The sequence below is a fragment of the Brevibacillus sp. NRS-1366 genome (assembly GCF_050467985.1).
The window spans coordinates 652,129-672,847 of the sequence record NZ_JBITPN010000022.1 but is presented as its reverse complement, the minus strand read 5'-3'; the positions used below and the strand labels follow the sequence as shown (position 1 = coordinate 672,847).

18 protein-coding genes are annotated in these 20,719 nt (G+C 48.2%); 14 read left to right on the top strand and 4 right to left on the bottom strand.

Going from position 1 to position 20,719, the window contains the following annotated elements:
* The first annotated feature begins 41 nt into the window (after positions 1–41).
* The 10 genes from ACIFQN_RS20025 to kynB all read left to right on the top strand — a co-directional run bounded on the left by ACIFQN_RS20025 (position 42) and on the right by kynB (position 11,867).
* Positions 42–983 (top strand): aspartate carbamoyltransferase catalytic subunit, encoded by a 942-nt coding sequence (locus tag ACIFQN_RS20025; protein ID WP_429834773.1) that lies wholly within the window; start codon positions 42–44, stop codon positions 981–983.
* Positions 950–2,230 carry a dihydroorotase gene (locus ACIFQN_RS20020; RefSeq protein ID WP_429834772.1) on the top strand — a complete coding sequence of 427 codons (1,281 nt, stop codon included), beginning with the start codon at positions 950–952 and terminating at the stop codon, positions 2,228–2,230. Before ACIFQN_RS20025 ends, ACIFQN_RS20020 begins: the two co-directional genes overlap by 34 nt.
* A gap of 81 nt (positions 2,231–2,311) precedes the next feature.
* Positions 2,312–3,409 (top strand): carbamoyl phosphate synthase small subunit, encoded by a 1,098-nt coding sequence (locus ACIFQN_RS20015; protein WP_429834771.1) that lies wholly within the window; start codon positions 2,312–2,314, stop codon positions 3,407–3,409.
* On the top strand, positions 3,393–6,605 hold the full coding sequence (gene carB / locus ACIFQN_RS20010; RefSeq protein ID WP_429834770.1) for a carbamoyl-phosphate synthase large subunit: 3,213 nt from the start codon (positions 3,393–3,395) through the stop codon (positions 6,603–6,605). Before ACIFQN_RS20015 ends, carB begins: the two co-directional genes overlap by 17 nt.
* An 81-nt stretch (positions 6,606–6,686) precedes the next feature.
* A complete protein-coding gene (gene pyrF, locus ACIFQN_RS20005; RefSeq protein ID WP_429834926.1) occupies positions 6,687–7,391 on the top strand; it encodes an orotidine-5'-phosphate decarboxylase in 705 nt (234 codons plus the stop codon).
* 27 nt (positions 7,392–7,418) lie between these two features.
* The gene (pyrE, locus tag ACIFQN_RS20000) at positions 7,419–8,054 is read left to right on the top strand and encodes an orotate phosphoribosyltransferase (RefSeq protein WP_429834769.1); all 636 of its coding nucleotides are present in this window, start codon (positions 7,419–7,421) and stop codon (positions 8,052–8,054) included.
* A 164-nt stretch (positions 8,055–8,218) separates the two neighbouring features.
* Positions 8,219–9,505: an MFS transporter gene (locus ACIFQN_RS19995; RefSeq protein ID WP_429834768.1), complete on the top strand. Its 1,287-nt coding sequence runs from the start codon at positions 8,219–8,221 to the stop codon at positions 9,503–9,505.
* Between the two features lie 72 nt (positions 9,506–9,577).
* Positions 9,578–10,126 (top strand): N-acetyltransferase family protein, encoded by a 549-nt coding sequence (locus tag ACIFQN_RS19990; protein ID WP_429834767.1) that lies wholly within the window; start codon positions 9,578–9,580, stop codon positions 10,124–10,126.
* 117 nt (positions 10,127–10,243) lie between these two features.
* Positions 10,244–10,828 carry an NlpC/P60 family protein gene (locus ACIFQN_RS19985; protein WP_429834766.1) on the top strand — a complete coding sequence of 195 codons (585 nt, stop codon included), beginning with the start codon at positions 10,244–10,246 and terminating at the stop codon, positions 10,826–10,828.
* A 421-nt stretch (positions 10,829–11,249) separates the two neighbouring features.
* Positions 11,250–11,867 carry an arylformamidase gene (gene kynB, locus ACIFQN_RS19980; RefSeq protein ID WP_429834765.1) on the top strand — a complete coding sequence of 206 codons (618 nt, stop codon included), beginning with the start codon at positions 11,250–11,252 and terminating at the stop codon, positions 11,865–11,867.
* Between the two features lie 81 nt (positions 11,868–11,948).
* Here kynB and ACIFQN_RS19975 read toward each other — a convergent pair whose 3' ends face one another.
* The 3 genes from ACIFQN_RS19975 to ACIFQN_RS19965 form a co-directional block, all read right to left on the bottom strand.
* Positions 11,949–12,818, bottom strand: coding sequence for an MBL fold metallo-hydrolase (locus ACIFQN_RS19975; RefSeq protein WP_429834764.1), 870 nt, complete (start codon positions 12,816–12,818; stop codon positions 11,949–11,951).
* Between the two features lie 239 nt (positions 12,819–13,057).
* Positions 13,058–14,260 (bottom strand): saccharopine dehydrogenase family protein, encoded by a 1,203-nt coding sequence (locus tag ACIFQN_RS19970; protein WP_429834763.1) that lies wholly within the window; start codon positions 14,258–14,260, stop codon positions 13,058–13,060.
* Positions 14,261–14,289: 29 nt separating this feature from the next.
* Positions 14,290–14,436, bottom strand: coding sequence for a hypothetical protein (locus ACIFQN_RS19965; RefSeq protein WP_429834762.1), 147 nt, complete (start codon positions 14,434–14,436; stop codon positions 14,290–14,292).
* A gap of 511 nt (positions 14,437–14,947) precedes the next feature.
* Here ACIFQN_RS19965 and zwf point away from each other — a divergent pair.
* The 3 genes from zwf to ACIFQN_RS19950 are packed head-to-tail and all read left to right on the top strand — an operon-like array spanning position 14,948 to position 18,033.
* Entirely contained in the window at positions 14,948–16,447 is a 1,500-nt protein-coding gene (gene zwf / locus ACIFQN_RS19960) for a glucose-6-phosphate dehydrogenase (protein WP_429834761.1), read from the top strand.
* Between the two features lie 26 nt (positions 16,448–16,473).
* On the top strand, positions 16,474–17,370 hold the full coding sequence (gene gnd, locus ACIFQN_RS19955; protein ID WP_429834760.1) for a phosphogluconate dehydrogenase (NAD(+)-dependent, decarboxylating): 897 nt from the start codon (positions 16,474–16,476) through the stop codon (positions 17,368–17,370).
* Positions 17,371–17,403: 33 nt separating this feature from the next.
* Positions 17,404–18,033, top strand: coding sequence for a cyclase family protein (locus tag ACIFQN_RS19950; protein ID WP_429834925.1), 630 nt, complete (start codon positions 17,404–17,406; stop codon positions 18,031–18,033).
* 99 nt (positions 18,034–18,132) lie between these two features.
* Here ACIFQN_RS19950 and ACIFQN_RS19945 read toward each other — a convergent pair whose 3' ends face one another.
* Positions 18,133–19,563 (bottom strand): PLP-dependent aminotransferase family protein, encoded by a 1,431-nt coding sequence (locus ACIFQN_RS19945; RefSeq protein WP_429834759.1) that lies wholly within the window; start codon positions 19,561–19,563, stop codon positions 18,133–18,135.
* A gap of 111 nt (positions 19,564–19,674) precedes the next feature.
* On the opposite strand from ACIFQN_RS19945, the gene ACIFQN_RS19940 reads away from it, so the two are divergent.
* Positions 19,675–20,604, top strand: a complete 930-nt coding sequence (locus ACIFQN_RS19940) for a DMT family transporter (protein ID WP_429834758.1) — start codon at positions 19,675–19,677, stop codon at positions 20,602–20,604.
* The last annotated feature ends 115 nt before the right edge of the window (positions 20,605–20,719 follow it).

Here is a 20,719-nt window from a genome sequence, read left to right as displayed (position 1 = left end):
CTTTTTCTTTCGATAAATCAGACAAAACGGAGGGATTCACGATGAACAACATGGCGCACCTGATTGGCTTGAAAGATTTGACCAAAGAACAGATTATCCAATTACTGGATCGCGCTGATTACTGGGCGAGTAGACCTGCAGAGCAAGCCGAAGTTTTACGCGGACGCTTTGTAGCCAATCTGTTCTTTGAAGCAAGCACCAGAACCCGCTTTTCTTTTGAAGTAGCGCAAAAGAGGTTGGGCGCCCACGTGTTAAACTTCATACCTGAAACCTCCTCCGCAGTAAAAGGGGAGACGGTATATGACACCATCCGCACCTTGGAAGCAATGGGTGTAGAGGCAGCCGTCATCCGAACCAAAAAAGAAGGTCTCTTGCAAGAGCTGGCAGAAACGGTCGACATGCGGCTCATTAACGCAGGCGACGGAACCAATGAACATCCAACCCAATGCCTCTTGGACCTGTTGACCATGAAAAGGCAGTTCGGCAAGCTTGCTGGACTCACTGTTGCGATCATCGGTGATCTGCGCCACAGCCGCGTGCTCGGCTCTCATCTGCACGCATTGCCTAAACTGGGTGTGAATCTCATGCTCTCTGGACCGGTGAGCATGATGCCGGCTCATATTCCGGATGGAGTAAAGGTAGTCGGGATGGAGGAAGCGATCCAGACAGCAGACGTGGTCATGATGCTTCGCGTCCAACTGGAGCGTCACGCTGAATCGCTCTACATTTCCAAGGAAGAATATCACCAGGCACACGGGCTGACACTGGAGAGAGCAAAAATGATGAAGCCAGGCTCAGTGATCATGCACCCTGCTCCAGTGAATCGGGGAGTAGAAATCCATACCGATCTGGTAGAATGTGAAACATCGCTGATTCAAAGACAAGTAACAAATGGAGTAGCGGCACGAATGGCTGTACTAGAAACTTTGTTGAAAGGGAGCGAATTGACATGGGAACCATCCTTGGCAACGGCAACATACTAAATCAAGCGGGGGAGCTTATCCCGGTAGAAATATTAGTTGAAAACGGACAGATCAAAGCCATCGGTGAGGCGATCACACGTGATGGACATGAGTGGGTTGATTGCAAAGGCGGCATGGTCAGCGCTGGCCTGATCGATGTGCACGTTCATTTGCGCGAGCCGGGCTTTGAACATAAAGAAACGATCGAAACAGGAGCAAAGGCAGCCGTACGTGGAGGCTTTACCACCATCTCTTGCATGCCAAATACCCGCCCTTCCATCGATAGCGTCGAGACTGTGAAGTACATTTTGGAAAAAGCACGCGAGGCAGGCATGGCACGTGTGATCCCTTACGGCGCGATTACCATCCGCCAATTGGGTAAAGAACTGACCGACTTTGCGGGCTTGAAGGAAGCAGGAATTTTCGCTCTGACTGATGACGGGGTAGGCGTACAATCTACCGGCATGATGAAAACAGCGATGAAAGCTGCTGCTGAACTGGGAATTTCCATCGTTGCTCACTGCGAGGATGAAGACCTGCTCATTCCAGGCGCTGCTCTGCATGATGGGGTAGTGGCTGCACGGCACGGACTGCCAGGCATCCCGTCCGAGTCCGAATCTATCCACGTAGGACGCGACATTTTGCTGGCTGAACAAACAGGCGTTCACTACCATGTATGCCACATCAGTGCGAAAGAATCCGTTCGCCTGGTTCGTGACGGGAAGCGCGCAGGCGTCAATGTAACCTGCGAGGTGACACCGCACCACTTGCTCTTGTGTGATGAGGATATTCCAGAAAGTCTGGATACAAACTGGAAAATGAATCCGCCGCTTCGTTCCCGTGAGGATCGCGCAGCGCTGATTACAGGGCTGAAAGACGGTACGATCGACATGATCGCGACAGACCATGCACCGCATACGGCAGAAGAAAAAGCAAATGGAATCAATCGCGCACCGTTTGGCATCGTCGGATTGGAAACAGCCTTTCCACTGCTCTATACTCATCTGGTACAAACCGGTGAGTTGACGCTGAAAACGCTGGTAGAACTACTGACTGTGAAGCCTGCTGCCGCTTTTGGATTGCCTTTTGGCCGTCTCGAAGTAGGAGCGCCTGCCGATTTGACTGTCATTGATTTGGAAACAGAAAAAACGATTGATCCTACAACCTTTGCAAGCAAAGGAACAAATACGCCATTCACAGGCTGGGCGTGCAAAGGCTGGCCGATCCTGACCTTGGTAGATGGCAAGATCGTACATCAAGAAGCGTAAGAAAAAGAGAACAGTGTAAGTGATTGGCTGGCAAACGGGTAAGGTGATGGCGTCTTACCCGACACAGAAGGAGGAAATGAGATGCGTGCTAGATTGATCTTGGAAGACGGAACAGAGTTTATCGGTACAGCATTTGGAGCGACGAAGGAATCCTATGGGGAAGTCGTTTTCAATACAGGGCTGACAGGATACCAGGAGGTATTGTCAGACCCGTCATACTGCGGACAGATTGTTACCATGACATACCCGCTGATCGGGAATTATGGAATTAATCGGGATGACTTTGAAGCAGTACGCCCATACATCCACGGCTTTGTCGTTCGCGAACACTGTGATATGCCAAGCAACTGGCGCAACACTAACACTTTGGATGAACTTTTGAAAACATACGACATCCCTGGAATCGCAGGAATTGATACACGGATGCTGACGAGAAAAATCCGTTACCATGGAACGATGAAAGGCATGATTACAACCAGTGAAGCCCCGCTCTCAGATTTGGTTGCAGCACTTGCCGGCACACAGCTTATGACTGATCAAGTATCGCGCGTCTCCACGAAAAGCGTGTTTAGCTGCCCAGGCACAGGGCATCGTGTTGCGCTGGTAGACTTCGGCTCCAAGCACGGGATTTTGCGCGAGCTGACCAAGCGCAACTGCGATGTGGTTGTGGTTCCGTACAATGTAACAGCAGAAGAGATTCGCCGCATCCAGCCAGATGGCATTCTCTTGTCAAACGGCCCTGGAGATCCAAAAGATGTACCAGTAGCAGTAGAGATGATTCGCGGCATTTTGGGGGAATACCCACTGTTCGGAATTTGCCTCGGTCATCAATTGTTCGCACTGGCATCGGGTGCTGATTCGATTAAATTGAAGTTCGGACACCGAGGAGGCAACCATCCGGTAAAAGAGCTGCCAACAGGCAGAACGTACATTACCTCTCAAAACCACAGCTATGCGGTAAAAGAAGAATCGCTGGCAGGAACAGAGCTGGAAATTACCCATACTGCACTAAATGACGGAACAATCGAAGGACTGCGAAACGCCCAGAAGAAGGCCTTTTCCGTCCAATATCACCCGGAAGCGGCTCCAGGCCCCTATGACTCCGGCTACTTGTTTGATCAGTTTCTTGCAATGATGGATACCGCTAAGGAGGAAAAAAATCATGCCAAAACACGCTAACTTAAAAAAGATCCTCGTGATCGGTTCCGGTCCTATTGTCATTGGGCAAGCTGCAGAATTTGACTACGCAGGTACGCAAGCATGCGAGGCGCTAAGAGAAGAGGGGATGGAAGTTGTCCTGATCAACTCCAATCCGGCAACAATCATGACCGATACCAACATGGCAGACAAAGTTTACATTGAGCCCATCACCCCTGAATTTGTAGCGCGTGTGATTCGCAAGGAAAAGCCGGATGGCCTTTTGCCGACCCTCGGTGGACAAACTGGCTTGAACATGGCTGTAGCGCTTGCAGAAGCCGGCGTGCTTGCGCAGGAGAATGTAAAGCTGCTCGGTACCAAGCTGGAATCGATCAAGCAAGCCGAAGACCGCGAGCTGTTCCGTGCCTTGATGAATGAGCTTGGCGAGCCGGTTCCGGAATCAGTCATCGTCAGCACGATAGAAGAAGCTGTAGATTTTGCAAGCGAGATTGGATACCCGATTATCGTGCGTCCGGCATACACGCTGGGAGGAACAGGCGGCGGAATTTGTGATGATGAAGAGGGCCTGCGCGAAATCGTAGCAAGCGGATTGAAGTACTCTCCAATCACGCAGTGCCTGATCGAAAAGAGCATTGCGGGTATGAAGGAAATCGAATACGAAGTCATGCGTGACGCGAATGACAACTGCATCGTAGTTTGCAACATGGAAAACATCGATCCAGTTGGTGTCCACACAGGGGATTCCATTGTAGTGGCACCGAGCCAAACACTCGCAGATCGCGAGTACCAAATGCTGCGTTCTTCCGCACTGAACATTATTCGTGCGCTGGGCATCGAGGGCGGTTGCAACGTACAGTACGCACTAGACCCGCACAGCTTCCAATACTATGTGATTGAGGTAAACCCGCGTGTGAGCCGTTCCTCGGCGCTTGCTTCCAAAGCAACCGGCTATCCGATTGCAAAAATGGCTGCTAAAATTGCCATTGGCTATACACTGGATGAGCTGAAAAACCCGGTTACAGGTCAAACATACGCGTGCTTTGAGCCAACACTGGACTACATTGTGAGCAAGATTCCTCGCTGGCCGTTCGATAAATTCCAATCCGCCAACCGCAAGCTGGGTACACAGATGAAAGCGACTGGCGAAGTAATGGCGATTGGTCGTACTTTCGAAGAATCCATCATGAAGGCGATCCGTTCGCTCGAAATCGGCAGCTACCACATCGAAATCAGTGGCGCGTCCGATATCCCTGCAGAAGAACTGAAAGCCCGTCTGGTGCAAGCTGACGACGAGCGATTGTTCCTTTTGGCAGAAGCGCTGCGCCGTGGTTGGACGACCGCAGAACTGCATGAGCTGACCAAGATCGACCTGTTCTTCCTGCATAAATTCCATAAAATGATTGCCTTTGAAGCCGAGCTGGCACAAGGCTTGACTACTGAAAAGCTGTTCGAGGCCAAGCGTATGGGCTTTACCGATAGAAAAATCGCGGAGCTTTCCGGTCAAACAGAGGAAGCCGTTCGCAAGCTGCGTCAAGAAAACGGATTTGTCCCGGTTTACAAAATGGTAGACACGTGCGCTGCTGAGTTCGAAGCACAGACTCCGTACTACTACTCCAGCTATGAAGTAGAGGACGAGCGGATCGAGACAGGTAAAAAACGTGTTGTCGTACTGGGTTCCGGTCCGATCCGGATTGGTCAAGGGATCGAATTTGACTATGCGACCGTACACGCTGTATGGGCTCTGAGAGAAGCTGGTTATGAGGCAGTCATCGTTAACAACAACCCAGAAACGGTTTCTACCGACTTCAATACTTCTGATCGCCTCTACTTTGAACCGCTTTACATCGAGGACGTGATGAACATTCTGGATGCTGAGAAACCAGAGGGTGTCATCGTTCAATTCGGCGGTCAAACAGCGATCAATCTGGCTGACAAGCTGGCTGCTCGCGGAATCAAAATTTTAGGTACGAGCTTGGAAAACATTGACGCAGCGGAAAATCGAGAGAAGTTCGAAGCGCTCTTGCGTGAGCTGAACATCGCACAACCACCTGGCAAAACCGTCACTTCTGTAGAACAAGCAGTTGTAGCAGCAGAAGGACTGGGCTTCCCGGTATTGGTACGACCGTCCTATGTACTGGGTGGACGTGCGATGGAGATTGTCTACAATCAGCCTGAACTCTTGGAGTACATGGAAAAAGCGGTGAAGGTCAACCCGGATCATCCGGTTCTCGTCGACCGCTACATGGTCGGGGTAGAGGCTGAGGTCGACGCGATCTGCGACGGCGAAAACGTCCTGATCCCAGGCATCATGGAGCATATCGAGCGCGCAGGTGTTCACTCGGGAGACTCGATTGCGGTATATCCGCCACAATCTCTGTCGCAAGCCATCAAAGATGAGCTGGTCGACATGACAACCAAGCTGGCGCGCGCACTGCAAATCAAAGGCTTGCTCAATATCCAGTTCGTAATCTACAAAGATCGTCCGTATGTCATCGAGGTAAACCCTCGTTCGTCGCGCACAGTGCCATTCCTCTCCAAAGTAACAGGAATCCCGATGGCGAACATTGCGACCAAGGCGATTCTCGGTCACTCGATCGTAGAGCAGGGCTTCACGCCAGGCTATCATCCGGAAGAGAAAATGGTATCGGTTAAAGTACCGGTATTCTCCTTTGCGAAGCTGCGCCGCGTAGATATTACCCTCGGTCCTGAGATGAAATCTACGGGTGAGGTCATGGGACGCGAGAGCACGCTGGCAAAAGCTCTGTATAAAGGTCTGGTTGCGGCTGGCATGAATATCCCGACACAAGGCACACTCCTCGTGACGGTAGCTGACAAGGATAAGGAAGAAGCATTGGACATCGTGAAACGATTCCGTCATCTGGGCTTTAAACTGCTGGCAACCTCAGGAACGGCAGATTATCTGGAACAGGCTGGCCTGCCGGTAACACGAGTAAACAAACTGTCGGAGGGCACTCCTAACCTCTTGGATATGATTCATACAGGTGAAGCCAACATCGTGTTGAACACCTTGACCAAAGGCAAAACTCCGCAGCGTGACGGATTTAGAATTCGCCGTGAAGCGGTTGAGAATGGTGCAGTTTGCCTGACCTCCCTCGATACAGCATCAGCATTGCTGCACGTCTTGGAAACGATCACCTTCTCGACAGAAGCGATGCCAGCCCAACAAGCAGGCGCCAAGGTAGCTGTCACGATCTAGGCAACAAACCCGCAGCGGTGAAATTGAAATAGAAAAGAGGAGAGTAGTGTGCAACCACTAGCATTAGATATTCGTGAGCGCATGATCGTTGCGCTCGACTTTTCCACGCTGGAAGAGATCAAGCATTGCCTGGAGCCGTTAGAAGGGCATATCCGTTATGTGAAGGTGGGCATGGAGCTTGCCTATGCAGAAGGGCCCGCTATCGTTTCGTATTTGAAGGAAAAAGGACTCAAGGTATTTCTTGACCTCAAGGTACACGACATCCCGAATACTGCGAAAGGCGCGATGCGAAGTCTTGCTCGCCTAGGTGCGGACATGGTAAACGTTCATGCTGCCGGTGGTGTTGCGATGATGGAAGCGGCGCGAGAAGGCCTGGAGCAAGGGACGATAGCAGGAGCTGCTCGTCCCATCCTGATCGGGGTCACTATGCTTACCTCTACTAGTTTGCAGACGATGAACCAAGAACTGAAGATTCCAGGCTCCGTCGAGGATGCTGTTGTTCATTATGCGATGATGACCAAGCAGGCTGGATTAGATGGGGTAGTTGCTTCTCCTTTGGAGGTTCCGATGATCAAAAAGGCAGCAGGTGACTCGTTCATTACGGTAACACCTGGCATCCGTCCGATCGGAGCAGATCAGGGAGACCAGACACGCATTACGACACCAGAGCAGGCATTCCGACTGGGAAGCGATTATCTCGTTATAGGTCGAGCCATTACGAATTCGAAAGATCCGGCAGCTACTTGGCAAGGCATTGTCCAAGCGGTAGAAGCCAACCAGCAATAACTTACTACCTGGAGGGAAAGAAACAAGATGACAAAGACAATAGCCAAAGATGTCGCGGGAAGTTTGCTTTCGATCGGAGCAGTTCATCTGCGCCCAGATCAACCGTTTACCTGGACGTCCGGGATCAAATCACCTATTTATTGCGATAACCGGATCACGATGTCTCACCCGCAGGTTCGTCGCGAGATCGCTAAAGCTTTTGCCGAGATCATCCGTGAGCGTTACCCACAGGCAGAAGTGGTAGCTGGTACTGCGACCGCAGGAATTCCTCACGCTGCGTGGGTGGCGGAGATGCTCGATCTGCCAATGATCTATGTACGTGACAAGGCAAAAGGACATGGCCGCCAAAATCAGATCGAGGGCGCTTTGACTCCCGGTCAAAAAGTAGTGGTGATCGAAGACCTGATTTCGACAGGTGGCAGCTCCCTCAAGGCAGCGCAAGCCGTTCAAGCAGAGGGTGGAGAAGTTCTTGGCGTAGTTGCGATTTTCAGCTATCAGTTTCCTGATGCAGAAGCTTTGTTTGCCGAAGCAGGAGTACCTTGCACGACGATCTCCAACTATACGGCACTTCTTGAGGCGGCAACCGAACAGGGAGTTATCACGTCCGAGCAGGAGACTGTTTTGGGAGAATGGCGCAAATCACCGCGAACTTTCTTTGAATAAAAACGCAAGATGATACAGTGTTGCAGCGATGACGCTATCCGCGTGAAGGATGGAAGCATTCCTGCATGGCAAAAAGGAGTTGGAAACGATGGTAAATCGGTTCCACTCTTTTTTTGCCAAATCAATCGTTCGATGGAACAAATTCGGTAAGGAGAGTACTTTTTGTGGAAAAACCAACTCATCTAGAAGAAAGTAAATCGACGCAGATCAAAACACTTGTAGGGTCCATTCTCGGGTATGCCGCAGAAGGCCTGGATATGCTCTTATTGGCATTCGTATTAGTTTTTATTATTAATGAATTTGGGCTTACTCCTACAGAAGCGGGTAATCTGACGCTTGTAACGACGATTGGTATTCTGGTAGGTTCTTATCTGTTCGGTTTTCTCGCCGACCTCTATGGGCGCGTCCGTATTTTTTCTTTAACGATCTTGCTTTTTTCCGTTGCAACGGCGCTTATGTACTTTGCGACTGATTATTCGCACCTTCTCATCCTTCGTTTTCTTGTAGGATTGGGAGTAGGTGGTGAGTTCGGGATCGGGATGGCAGTGGTGACCGAGACGTGGTCCAAAAAGCAACGCGCCAAAGCTACGTCGGGTGTGGCACTTGGATGGCAGCTAGGTGTACTTGCGGCCTCGGTATTGCCTGCATTAATCGTTCCGACATTCGGATGGCGCGCAGTCTTTTTGTTCGGGCTCTTGCCTGCATTGCTTGCGGCCTACGCGCGCTTTGGCTTGAAAGAACCAGAGATCTGGAAAAGCAAAAACGATTATAAGAAACACCTGCAGAAAAAGGCTTCAGAGGGAACGATCACTGCTGAGGAAGAGATTGCATTGAAGCAGATGACCAGTTTTCCGCTTCGCAGGCTGTTTGCAACGAAAAAGTTGACGATTGCGACGATCGGCCTCATCATTATGTCCTTTATCCAGAACTTCGGTTACTACGGAATCTTTTCCTGGATGCCGACCGTGTTGGCACAGAAATACGGCTATACCTTGGCAAAAGCGAGTGGATGGATGCTGATTTCCACGATCGGCATGCTGATCGGAATTATGATTTTTGGAATACTGGCCGATAAAATCGGGCGCAAGAAGACGTTTGCGATTTACTATATCGGAGGCACTGTCGCTTGCATCCTTTACTTCTTTGTATTTAAAGATGAGAGTCTGCTCTTGTGGGGAAGCGCAATGCTAGGCTTCTTCGTGAACGGTATGATGGGCGGTTTTGGAGCTGTTCTCGCGGAAAATTATCCTGCCGAGGCCCGTTCCACTGCGGAAAACTTTATTTTTGGGACAGGCCGCGGGCTAGCAGGCTTTGGGCCAGCGATTATCGGAATGCTCAGCGTGGGTGGCAATATTATGGGAGCCATGTCTCTGGTGTTCCTAATCTATCCGATTGGGCTGTTGGTCATGCTGACGATGGTGCCTGAAACGAAAGATGTAGAACTGGATTGATGATGAATCAAAAGGCGTGCGAGCGGAAAACGTTCAGGCACGCCTTTACGATGTTTTGAGATGGGGGATATCATGCTAATCGACGATCAACAATTTCATGTAAATGGGCTGACCTATACGATTCGATCTGCAAATGAAAAAGATGCAAAAGAGTTGTCTGCATTAAGAATGCAGATTGATGGAGAGACCGAAAATATGGACAGAGAAAAAGGGGAAGCGTTCATCGATATCCCGGGATTTGAGCAATTAATCAAAACAGACACTGACAGTCCAAGAAACATATTTCTAGTTGCCGTCGCGCTTGATCGGATTGTAGGATTTTCAAGATGCGAAGGAGTCCAATTGAAAAGGCTCTCGCATAAAGTGGAATTTGGCGTATGCGTATTAAAAGATTTTTGGGGATATGGCATTGGGAAAAATCTATTGCAAGAGTCTGTGGCGTGGGCTGACTCCAGCGGCATTAAAAAAATGACATTAAGTGTACTGGAAACGAATGATAAGGCGATAAAGCTGTATAAAAAGCTAGGCTTTGAAATCGAAGGGATCTTAAAGAAGGACAAGCTTCTTTCCGATGGAAACTACTATAACACCATCATGATGGGAAGATGGAAGGGATGTTAAGTAAAAAGACTAGGGTCACGGCTTATGTTCGTGGCAAGATTCCTGTACAGTAAAATAACCGTAAAGACGAATAGATAACCCCTGGCGGACACAGACTACACGCAGGAGGGGGTTAGGATGAAAAAATCGCGCTATCCAATGATACTTATCGTCATTTTGTTTTTGAGTGGCTGTACAAATCAATCTATGCCCAATGTTCCAGCTCCCGATCAGGTAAAATCCAATAGGAATACAGACCAGGTGAAATCCTATACCACTACTGGCGTAGACACACCTGCGTGGAAAAAAACAGCTGATGCTATCGTTGCAGAAGGATTGCAATATCTAGGAACACCTTATGTTTACGGAACAGAAAGGTTCAGTGACAAAGCTTTCGATTGTTCATCCTACGTTCAATTTCTTTATGCAAAACACGGCATTAACCTGGGTTATAATGCCAGGGAGCAAGCAGTAGAGGGAAAAGAAATACCATTTATGAATTTACGCAAGGGCGATATTATGTACTTCTCCGATGAAGATTTCCCCAACGAGGTAGGCTTAAATAAAGTTCGACATGTGGGCATTTATATGGGGGATGGAAAAATACTCCATACGTATGAACCAGGTATTGGGGTAGTCATCAGTAATATCCACAAGGACGAAAAAGAAGGGGAATACTGGTATCAACATTTCCTATTTGCTCGAAGGGTGATTCCAGGGTAACCATATAAGCTTAGGTAACGTAAAAAGCTTGAAAAGTATGAGAATTCTTATGGGAAGAACTAAACTTTCATGATTTATCCAATTGGCTTGCTGGTTATGCTCACGATGGTACCTGAAACGAAAGATGTAGAACTGGATTGATGATGAATCAAAAGGCGTGTGAGCGGAAAACCGTTCAGGCACGCCTTTCTTTCGTTTTCTCCCAGTTGATCTCTCAACACCAATGATGTAAGCTCCATAAGAATTTCCAGGTGATGACACGCAATTTCATACGCTCCAATCTTTTTCTTTCACTTCGTAAATGATTAGTTGCTAGTGCCTATTTATCCTTCTGTTTCTTCGGTGATATTGACATCATAGTCGAAAATAAATATTCTGGAAATAATGAAAATAGTGTGATGTTAGAAATAAAGGAGGAAGTATGACACTATATGATATTTCCCGTCCGCTGAAGCAAGGCGTACCGACCTGGCCCGGAGATACGCCGTTTCAATATGAAGTAAGCTGGCCGAAATCAGAGAGTGGGTCAGTGAATGTAGGAAGGCTGTCGATGAGTATCCATACAGGAACACACGTGGACGCACCTTTTCATTTTGACGACGAAGGACGAAAAATGATGGCGCTGGATCTCGACCTGTACGTGGGGACAGCCAGAATGATTGATGTATCTGACAGGGACAGCATTGGTGCAGATGATTTGGCAGATATTGATCTTACAGGGATCAAACGCCTGTTGTTACGCACTTCCTCGTGGAGGGATCAGGAACAGTTCCCGGACGCCATTTGCTATCTCCGCCCAGATCTTGCTCCCTTTCTCGCAGAAAAAGGCGTTCGTTTGATTGGGGTGGATGTACCCTCTGTCGATCCGCTGGACAGCAAAGAATTGCCTGCGCACCATGGGTTACATAAGCACGATATTCACATTTTAGAAGGGCTTATGCTTGATCATGTAGAACCAGGGGATTACGAACTGATCGCACTGCCTTTGGCGCTGGTTGAATCGGATGGAAGCCCAGTACGCGCTGTTCTTCGTCGTTAATTTCCTTTCTCCCATGTTCATAAAACCATCGAAAAACCGTTCTTGCCGATCTGGCAGGAACGGTCTTCATTTTGCGTTGATTCAGTCAGTCCTGTCATACCCATTCAAGAAATAGCCTAGCAGCACATCATCGGTTGGGCTCCACTGGCGATTCCATGAGCCTGATAATTCGGCCAGTATCGTATCGCGATCGCCACGATGCAAGGTGACAGCCTGAGCCATCAGCTTCATTTCATTCATTTCTTGTTGAAACTGGCTTTTCGGCATGGGGACTCCATGGGATTCTACATAGGTGTCGGCATCAAATCCATCGATCTTTTCCAAAAGCGCTAAAAAAGCGTCAGGGGAATAGTTCCGTTGTCTTGCGTATATATCTGGTGCCAGACAATCGCCCAAAAAGAGGGTTTTGGCCTCGTTGACGTACAACACTGTCGAGTCATGAGCGTGATCACCGCCTACGTGCTGCAGAATGCAGGTGACATTCCCCAAATCTATCTCCAATTTATCTTCAAATACCAGAGTAGGCAGCGTGATGGAGATACCATTTCGCAAGCTCCCTGGGAACTCTTTCTTTATCATTTCAGCACAAAAGGAAATTTCGGTTCCATCCTGAACACGCTGATCGAGTGCGGCATCTGTCCATTCCAAGTCGGCTAGCTTCTCCATCTCATGTTTAGTTAAGACGTGAGAAATAGAAGGCAAATTCATCCCAGCCAATCCAAAAATATGATCCCAATGCCAATGAGTAAGGGCCACCATTTCCATGCGTGGAAGGTCGTAGGCAGACAATTCTTTCAGAAAGAGGGAAGCATGGGCAAAAGAGTTGCCGGCGTCCAAAAGCAACGTTCGATTTGACCCCGATATGGCAGCAAGAATAGGCCGATCGGTTTCATGGTTCGCTGGAAGATACAAAATATGCTCATTCAGACGAGTGACTTGTTGATGTTCCATGAGTAAATCTCCTTCCTGATGGGTGGCGGCAGATATGAATTCTGAGTAATACCGAACTGATTTTCCATTTTGTATGGCGTACGTAATTTCTCTAAGTCAGGGTGATATTGATATCATAGCCGAAAATGAATATTCCGGAAATAAATAAAAAGGCAGCGGACGCCTGTTCATATAACATCGAAAAACCGTTCAATGCCGATCTGGCTGGAACGGTTTTTCTTTTTATCTAAACTTACGCCCTACGAGAATTGCAATAGCGGGGAGGTCTTTTCGATGACATCCCAGGCCATGCCACGAGCCTTGAGTTTTGCCAAAAATGGGATGGGATCGATCAACTCTGGAGGTATGCAGCCTGTGATAGTCAAAAGCCCCTCCGCGATCATGTCCACGGCAACAACTGGCGGGATTCCTGTTTGCCAAATCGTAGCTTGGAATTCGGTTTTATAAAAAACCTCGTCATGATTCGCGATCGTGTAGACGTAAACTTCTTTTCGTTTGTTATCCTTCTTGCCTTTGACGAGTGCGCCCACGCTGGAGTATCCGTGAATTTTGCCAGCCAAATCAACCGGCTTTGGCATGGAAGTAACGACTACATCGCGAGGGGCAACACGCACTCCTTTGACCTCGATCTCCTCGTCGCTGTCCAGACCCAAATAGCGCAACACTTTTAGTGTGTTGACAAAGTCGGGATGAAGCGCGTATTTGAAATCCACGTATTTGCATCCTTTGGCACGACCAATCGTCTCGCCCAAGGTGGTGGCCTCTTCGTGCTCCACGTTGTAGCAGTCTAGCCAGCCAATCGGTTCGGGGAATTCAAATTCTTCCTTGTTGGCAAAAGGAGTAGGAAAGTACTGTTCTCCTTTGGCTTCTGTCCAATAGTTGGGTTTGGCCAGACACTCCTGGATCGCTGTCTGCGGGCTGAAATAAGAGCAAAAGCCGTCATAGTCGACGACAGAATTATCGCCATCTCGAATGAGAATCGAATCGACCTCGTCTAACTGATCGACAGCGTAGCGAGCGGCAATATTGGAAAAACCAGGATCACATCCAAGTCCCATGATCCCGAGAATGCCTGCAGCGCGGAACTGATCGTTCCAAGCCAGTTGTTCTCGGAGCCATTGTGGACCTGATGAGGCCGTATCAATATAATGGGTCCTTGTATTTAAGCAGGCTTTCATCACTTCAAAATTATTTTCAGGCAAACCAATATGGAGCAAGAGATCAATGTCGTCCAAAATGGCCTGCACACTCGAAACATCACGGGCATCCACACGTTTTACTTGAATTTCCACATCTGTTTCCCGCCGAAGCTCTGCAGCGAGCTCCTCGGCTGGACCGATCGAAATATCTGCAAGAACCAACTTGGTTACGTAATGGGATTTTATGAGTTCGCATGCACTTACTTGTCCGACTCCACCAACGCCTACAATTGCGACTCGCATAGAGTCCTCCTCCCTAATGGGCAAATCGACTACCTTCGCATTCGAAACAACCATTTCTCCAAAAACAAATCAATATCCACGGGGTAATCCGTACCGTGATTCCATTTTGGCCTCATGGTTGCCTTGGGTACGGTGTCGATCAGCTCCGGGGGGCGCAGCCTCAATTTCAGTTTCATAAAAACCTCCTTGGAAAAGCAGAATGGTGTTTTGGGTTTACTGGATAAAAAGGGTGGTTCGTATATGTATATGAAATCCCCCAGACGTCCCATGCGCAAAGAGTAGAGGAAAATCTTGCAGAGGTGATATATTAAGGAAAAGCTCGCAGATGGGTAAATGCCAAGGCGAGAAAATGATGAAATGGCCTCGTTCTCTGCTCCAGTCTCTCGTATCTAGCATGACGAAGAAGTCACGAGTTATTCTCATCGCTTATTGGAATCAAACACGAGAAATCTCTCGGCTCAAACGCTATAAGTGATCTTCTGAAAGGAAAAAAGCAAGGGGCATTACAGGCTCCTTGCTTTTTCTTTTTTTACGCCTGCAAGTGTTCCCTTTCCTGCAAAAATAGTGATACGGCCTCTGAAAGCAGTTGAAAAAAAGTAAGGATTAAATCAAAGAATGAAGGTAGACTGGAGGTAAAGAAATTGAGTGTGTCTTAGTCGGCGTATGTCACGAAGAGGGAGAACACAGATGGAAGCAATGACCTTTATACTGTTTGGTGCCACAGGAGATTTGGCGAAGCGGAAAATATTCCCTGCCCTGTTTAACCTGTATCTGGATAAAAAAATGCCAGCCTCCTTCTCGATTGTCGGGGTTGGCAGAAGAGGGTGGTCACATACTGATTTTCTTACCAGCGTAGACCAATCCATTCGAGGTTTCTCACGACGCAGTGAAATCAACCCTGCGCAATTGAAATCTTTTTTGTCAACATTGCGTTATATGGCAGTTGACGTTACCAATAAAGAAGCGTACATGCCTTTACTTGATACGGTTTTGCAGCGCGAGAAAGAATTACAAATTCCACAAAACCGCTTGTTTTACCTATCAGTTGCTCCCGAACTTTTCGGGGCGATTGCGACGAATATCAAGGCAAGCGGACTTGGCACAACGATAGGCTGGAAACGCCTGCTTATCGAAAAACCGTTTGGCCGAGATCTACAATCCGCCGAAGCGTTGAACAACAAGCTTCTCACTTCCTTTTCCGAAGAAGAAATCTATCGCATTGATCACTACCTGGGAAAGCCGATGGTGCGCAATCTCGAAGCATTGGAATTCGCCAATCCTGTGTTCCAGGCAATCTGGAACAACCAATATATTGCCAACGTGCAAATCACAGCAATAGAGACGGTTGGAGTTGAAGAGCGGGCCGGGTACTTCGATCATGCAGGAACGCTGCGGGACATGGTGCAAAATCATATGCTGCAAATGCTGATGATGGTCGCTATGCATCTCCCGAATCGTATAACCGCAAAGGAGATTCGCCGGGAAAAGCGAAAAGTGATGGAAGCGGTGCGTCCTTTGCAAAAAGAAGATGTAATTAAACACGTAATTCGCGGGCAGTATCGAGCCGGCGAAATTCACCAGGAGCGTGTAGTCGGCTACAAGGACGAGCCCGGGGTTGAAGCTGCTTCGATGACGGACACGTTTATCGCTCTTCGCGTATGGATTGATGACCCCTTTTGGTCGCAAGTCCCCTTTTATATACGAACGGGGAAACGGCTGAAAGAAAAATCAACCAAGATCGTAATCGAATTTAAAAATCCGCTAGAAGAGATGTATCGGGAGCAAAATGAGACAACAGCACCCAATTTGTTAATCATCAGTATCAACCCCAAGGAAGGGATTGCCTTGCAAGTAAATCGCAAAAATCCCTCTCACAGCGGCAAGCTTGAGCCTGTTACCGTAGACTTTTCGGCAGGTACGAAAAATGTTCCGGAAGCGTATGAGCTCTTGCTGTTTGACGCAATGCGTGGTGATGCTACGTATTTTGCTCACTGGAAAGAAGTACAGCTGTCGTGGAAGTGGGTTACTCCTATCCTGGAGGCATTTGCTGAAAATCTCGTTCCGCTTCATTCGTACGTGGCGGGTTCATATGGTCCGCAGGCGGCAGCACAGTTATTGCAAGAAGAGGGATTTTCGTGGTGGCTGGATGAAGTAGAGGAACGTGAGCCGCAGGGGGTTCTCTCATAGCTTCAATAAAGGGAGGCAAAAATTGGATGGGGATTGGATTAATCGGCTTAGGCAAAATGGGCTTGAATTTGGGGAGAAATCTGCTTGAACACAATCAATCGGTTGTTGCCTTCGATGTCAACGCCCAGGCTGTGGAGGAGCTGTGCACCTATGGAGCGATCGGAGCAGCCAGTCTCTCTGCGCTCGTTCAGGCACTGGATATGCCCAGAGTTCTCTGGATCATGGTTCCCCATAAGGTTGTTGATCCTGTATTGCAAGAGCTTACGCCATTGCTCGCCGAGGGAGATATTGTCATCGAAGCAGGGAATTCCCACTACAAAGAGTCGATCCGCCGATACAAACAGCTAAAAGAGTACGGAATTCGATTCATGGACGCGGGGACTTCTGGCGGAATGGAAGGAGCACGTCATGGAGCTTGCTATATGGTAGGAGGAGACCCTGATGCATGGGAGCTGGTAGAACCGATTTTTCGGGATACGGCGACAGAGAGTGGGTATTTGTACGCAGGCAGGGCAGGCAGTGGCCATTTCCTGAAAATGGTTCACAACGGAATTGAATACGGCATGATGGCCGCCATCGGAGAAGGCTTTGAAGTGCTGGATAAAAGCGAGTTTGAATACGATTATGAAAAAGTGGCGAGAGTGTGGAACCATGGCTCAGTTATTCGTTCCTGGCTGATGGAGCTGACGGAGCGGGCCTTTTCCAAGGACGCCAATCTGGATGGGATCAAAGGCGTCATGCATTCTTCTGGAGAGGGGAAATGGACAGTCGAGACGGCATTGGACTTACAGGTCGCGACTCCCGTTATCGCTATGTCGCTTCTAATGCGGTATCGCTCACTTGAAACAGATACTTTCACAGGCAAAGTGGTCGCTGCATTGCGCAACGAATTCGGAGGGCATGCCGTCGAGAAAAACGAATAGGCGTAAAGGGGAGAGCGTGAGATGCGATTTGGGATGAAAATGTACGATGTAACCGGAGCTATTTTTGAAGGAATGACCGTTTACAAAAATAAGCCGGAAAAACAGCCCATCTTCAAATCCGTCACCAATGGCTATGTCACAGAATCCAGAATCGAATTGGATGTTCATACGGGTACACATGTCGATGCCCCTCTGCACATGGTGACGGGTGGTGAAACGATGGAAGCCATTCCAGTAGACAAGCTGGTCGGAACGTGCAAGGTACTGGATCTTACCCACGTAAAGGATCGCATCACGCGGGCTGAGCTGGAGTGCTTGGACATTGCGCAGGATGATTTTGTCTTGTTGAAAACGAAGAATTCGTTCGAAGAGGCGTTTTCCTTTACGTTCGTGTTTTTGGCTAGTGATGGAGCTCAGTACCTCGCCGAGATCGGAGTCCGGGGAGTAGGAACTGATGCACTAGGCATCGAGAGAAATCAGGAAGACCATCCTACACATAAAATATTGTTTGCAGGAAATGTAATTGTCATGGAGGGACTGCGGTTGCAAGAAGTGCCACAAGGAGAGTATTTCATGGTGGCCGCTCCTCTAAAGCTGGTCGGGACAGATGCTGCTCCTGCCAGAGTCCTGTTGTTTGAAGGGGTAACGATCCAAGTCGGTTAGTATCATACCAACAAGTAGACGATCCCTGCACAGAACATAACCAGCCCAAGACAAACGGAAACGATGTGTTGGACTGGTTTTTTTCCATTTTCCCGAGGACTAAACCTCTTCTAAATCCAATGAGCGAGACAAGGTGACAAGCTGCTTCAAACCATCTCGTAATTGTTGTTCATTCATATAAGAATAGCTCACCCGTATCCATGTGTGTAGCTCCCTGCGAGGATCACAGATAGAACCGGGAACAAAGGTAATGGAATGCTCCAGGCACTTGGCGAGAAGACGATCCATCGGTGTCGACTCAGGCAGATTGACCCACAAATTAAAGCCTCCTGTCGGACTGGACCATTTCCAGCCGGTGACAGACAATTCTTCCTCCATGATTTCCTTGCGTACTGCCAGCGCCGTGCGAAGCTTCACCAAATGCTGCTGCAACCGTTCAGAAAAGAAATAGTGCAAAAAGATTTTTTGATTCAATAACGGCGCTCCACTATCAGATAATGATTTCGCTTTTATGAGATACTTCATGAGAGATGGGCGGCAAGCCACAGTGGCAATGCCAAGACCAGGTGCGATGTATTTGCTGAAGCTGCGAAGATAGATGACACATCCTGCGGTGTCATAAGAAAAAAGCGGCAGGGGAGGCTCTTTGCCAAAATAAATATCACGGTACGGGTCATCTTCTATCAGCAGACACTGATACTTTTCAGCCAGTTCAACCAAGCGTTTGCGCTGGTCAACTGGAACTGTGTACCCCGTTGGATTCTGAAAGGTAGGATTGAGATAAAACAGGCGCGGTTTATATTGTTGCATGAGCATTTCTACCTGCTCCAGATCATAGCCGTGTGGATGGATTTCGATAGGAATGATCGTAGCGCCTTCTCTGTGAAAAACATCGATGGCAGGGCTGTAGGTAGGTCTCTCCAGCAATACGACATCTCTTGGTTTGATCAGGCTTCTTGCGATCAAATCGATGGCTTCCTGGGAACCGGATGTAATCAGCAGTTCATCAGGAGACAAGTGGAAATGGAACCGATTCGAAAAATAGCCGCACAGGGCTTCGCGCAGCTCCCGATCTCCCTGCGTGGTAGAATAGGTACCCAGCACTTTTGGATACAGGTCGAAAACGTTTTTTACGTATTCCGAAAAATAAAGATTCGGTAACAGATTCGGATCGAGCAGTGCTTTGGAAAATTGATAGGTGGCTTGCACTTGGTGAATTTCGGAAAGGTGGCTTTCATGGACATATGCAGAAATAATAGGGTCATTTTGCGAAGCCATCTGCAACAAATTGCTGGGTTGAACATAATAACCGGATTTATCCTTCACATATACTTTTTGATTTTGCTTCAGCAATTGATACGCTTTAAACACAGTGAGGCGATGTACATTCAATTCCAGGGCCAGTGTTCGAACAGAGGGGAGCTTTTCGTGTGCCTTCCACTCTCCACGTCTGATTCGTTCCAGCAGATAGTCATAGACCTGTTCGAAAAGCTTATCGGATTGTACGTTTGAGAAAACCACTCGTTTCATACAGACCTCACCCCTTTCTCTCTAGTATAAATGATTGATCTAAAAACTGTTCTGTTTCATTTCATCTGTTCTATTCCCTCCCCCTTATGATGAGGAAAAGGAGGAGTAGCAATGGTACTAATAAATTATATCGTGATGTGCCTGATTTTCGGGACGACTTTTCTAGCGATCAAAGTAGGGATTGATGCGGGAGCACCTCCCTTTTTTTCAGGAGGTATTCGCTTTTTCCTTGCGGGCACCATCTTATTCTCTTTTATGGTGTGGAGAGGAAAAACTCGTGTATCGTTACTTTTCTGCAAGGAGATGTTTCTTACTGGAATTGGACTAACCTTCGGGACGTTTGCAACTCTGTATTGGGCAGAGCAGTATTTGAGTTCCGGAATTGCAGCGGTCTTATCGGCAACGGCACCGCTCATGGTGATGCTGCTTCAGACCACCCTTTCCCGGCAAAAGCTCTCGGCCGCTTCCTGGGCAGGGTGCCTCGTAGGGTTTGCAGGTGTCATCTTGTTGATTTTACCCGGAGTTTCCTTCACCTTCAGCACGAGTTGGCTAATTGGATGCATCGCGGTCTTGGTAGGCCAGGTCTTTTATTCTGGTGGCGCTGTCTACTCCCGCCGTGTGATCCAACGATTTCAAGACGTCTCTCCAATTGCTTTGAACGCAGCTCAGATGATGTACGGGGGAGCCATGCTACTCGTATTGTCGTTCTTTACGGAACAAGTGCACGTTCAATCTATGTTCACCCCTCAGGCGGTTATTTCGCTCCTGTACTTGATCTTTGTAGGTTCCATGATGGGACATACGATCTTCTATTGGCTCGTGGCCAAAACGAATCCTGTTTTTCCATCCACGTGGCTCTATATCTCGCCATTGATAGCTCTTACCCTGGGAGTCATTTTGTACAATGAGCCTCTGTCCTTATTATCGTTGGTAGGGGGAATCACGATTATTAGCGGAATCATTCTGATCAACCTAAACAGCTTGAAGCAGTTGCTGGACAAAAGGCCGAGCATGCTAGGCAAAATAAGCAATCACCGATAATATCCATAAATGAAAAAGGAAGTCTGGTAAAGAAAGGGAAAACATCCCTTTCTTTTTTTTGTAATAGTTAACCTAAGAATTCTGATGATTGAATAAATAGAGTGGAAATGGTAGT

Coding starts and splice junctions, on each gene's coding strand:
- ACIFQN_RS19945 (WP_429834759.1), bottom strand. CDS start 19,563: ATGAAACGAGTGGTTTTCTCAAACGTACAATCCGATAAGCTTTTCGAA.
- ACIFQN_RS19975 (WP_429834764.1), bottom strand. CDS start 12,818: ATGGAACATCAACAAGTCACTCGTCTGAATGAGCATATTTTGTATCTT.
- ACIFQN_RS19985 (WP_429834766.1), top strand. CDS start 10,244: ATGAAAAAATCGCGCTATCCAATGATACTTATCGTCATTTTGTTTTTG.
- pyrF (WP_429834926.1), top strand. CDS start 6,687: ATGATCGTTGCGCTCGACTTTTCCACGCTGGAAGAGATCAAGCATTGC.
- ACIFQN_RS20025 (WP_429834773.1), top strand. CDS start 42: ATGAACAACATGGCGCACCTGATTGGCTTGAAAGATTTGACCAAAGAA.
- ACIFQN_RS20020 (WP_429834772.1), top strand. CDS start 950: ATGGGAACCATCCTTGGCAACGGCAACATACTAAATCAAGCGGGGGAG.
- pyrE (WP_429834769.1), top strand. CDS start 7,419: ATGACAAAGACAATAGCCAAAGATGTCGCGGGAAGTTTGCTTTCGATC.
- kynB (WP_429834765.1), top strand. CDS start 11,250: ATGACACTATATGATATTTCCCGTCCGCTGAAGCAAGGCGTACCGACC.
- ACIFQN_RS19965 (WP_429834762.1), bottom strand. CDS start 14,436: ATGAAACTGAAATTGAGGCTGCGCCCCCCGGAGCTGATCGACACCGTA.
- ACIFQN_RS19940 (WP_429834758.1), top strand. CDS start 19,675: ATGGTACTAATAAATTATATCGTGATGTGCCTGATTTTCGGGACGACT.
- ACIFQN_RS20015 (WP_429834771.1), top strand. CDS start 2,312: ATGCGTGCTAGATTGATCTTGGAAGACGGAACAGAGTTTATCGGTACA.
- ACIFQN_RS19990 (WP_429834767.1), top strand. CDS start 9,578: ATGCTAATCGACGATCAACAATTTCATGTAAATGGGCTGACCTATACG.
- ACIFQN_RS19950 (WP_429834925.1), top strand. CDS start 17,404: ATGAAAATGTACGATGTAACCGGAGCTATTTTTGAAGGAATGACCGTT.
- zwf (WP_429834761.1), top strand. CDS start 14,948: ATGGAAGCAATGACCTTTATACTGTTTGGTGCCACAGGAGATTTGGCG.
- ACIFQN_RS19970 (WP_429834763.1), bottom strand. CDS start 14,260: ATGCGAGTCGCAATTGTAGGCGTTGGTGGAGTCGGACAAGTAAGTGCA.
- gnd (WP_429834760.1), top strand. CDS start 16,474: ATGGGGATTGGATTAATCGGCTTAGGCAAAATGGGCTTGAATTTGGGG.
- carB (WP_429834770.1), top strand. CDS start 3,393: ATGCCAAAACACGCTAACTTAAAAAAGATCCTCGTGATCGGTTCCGGT.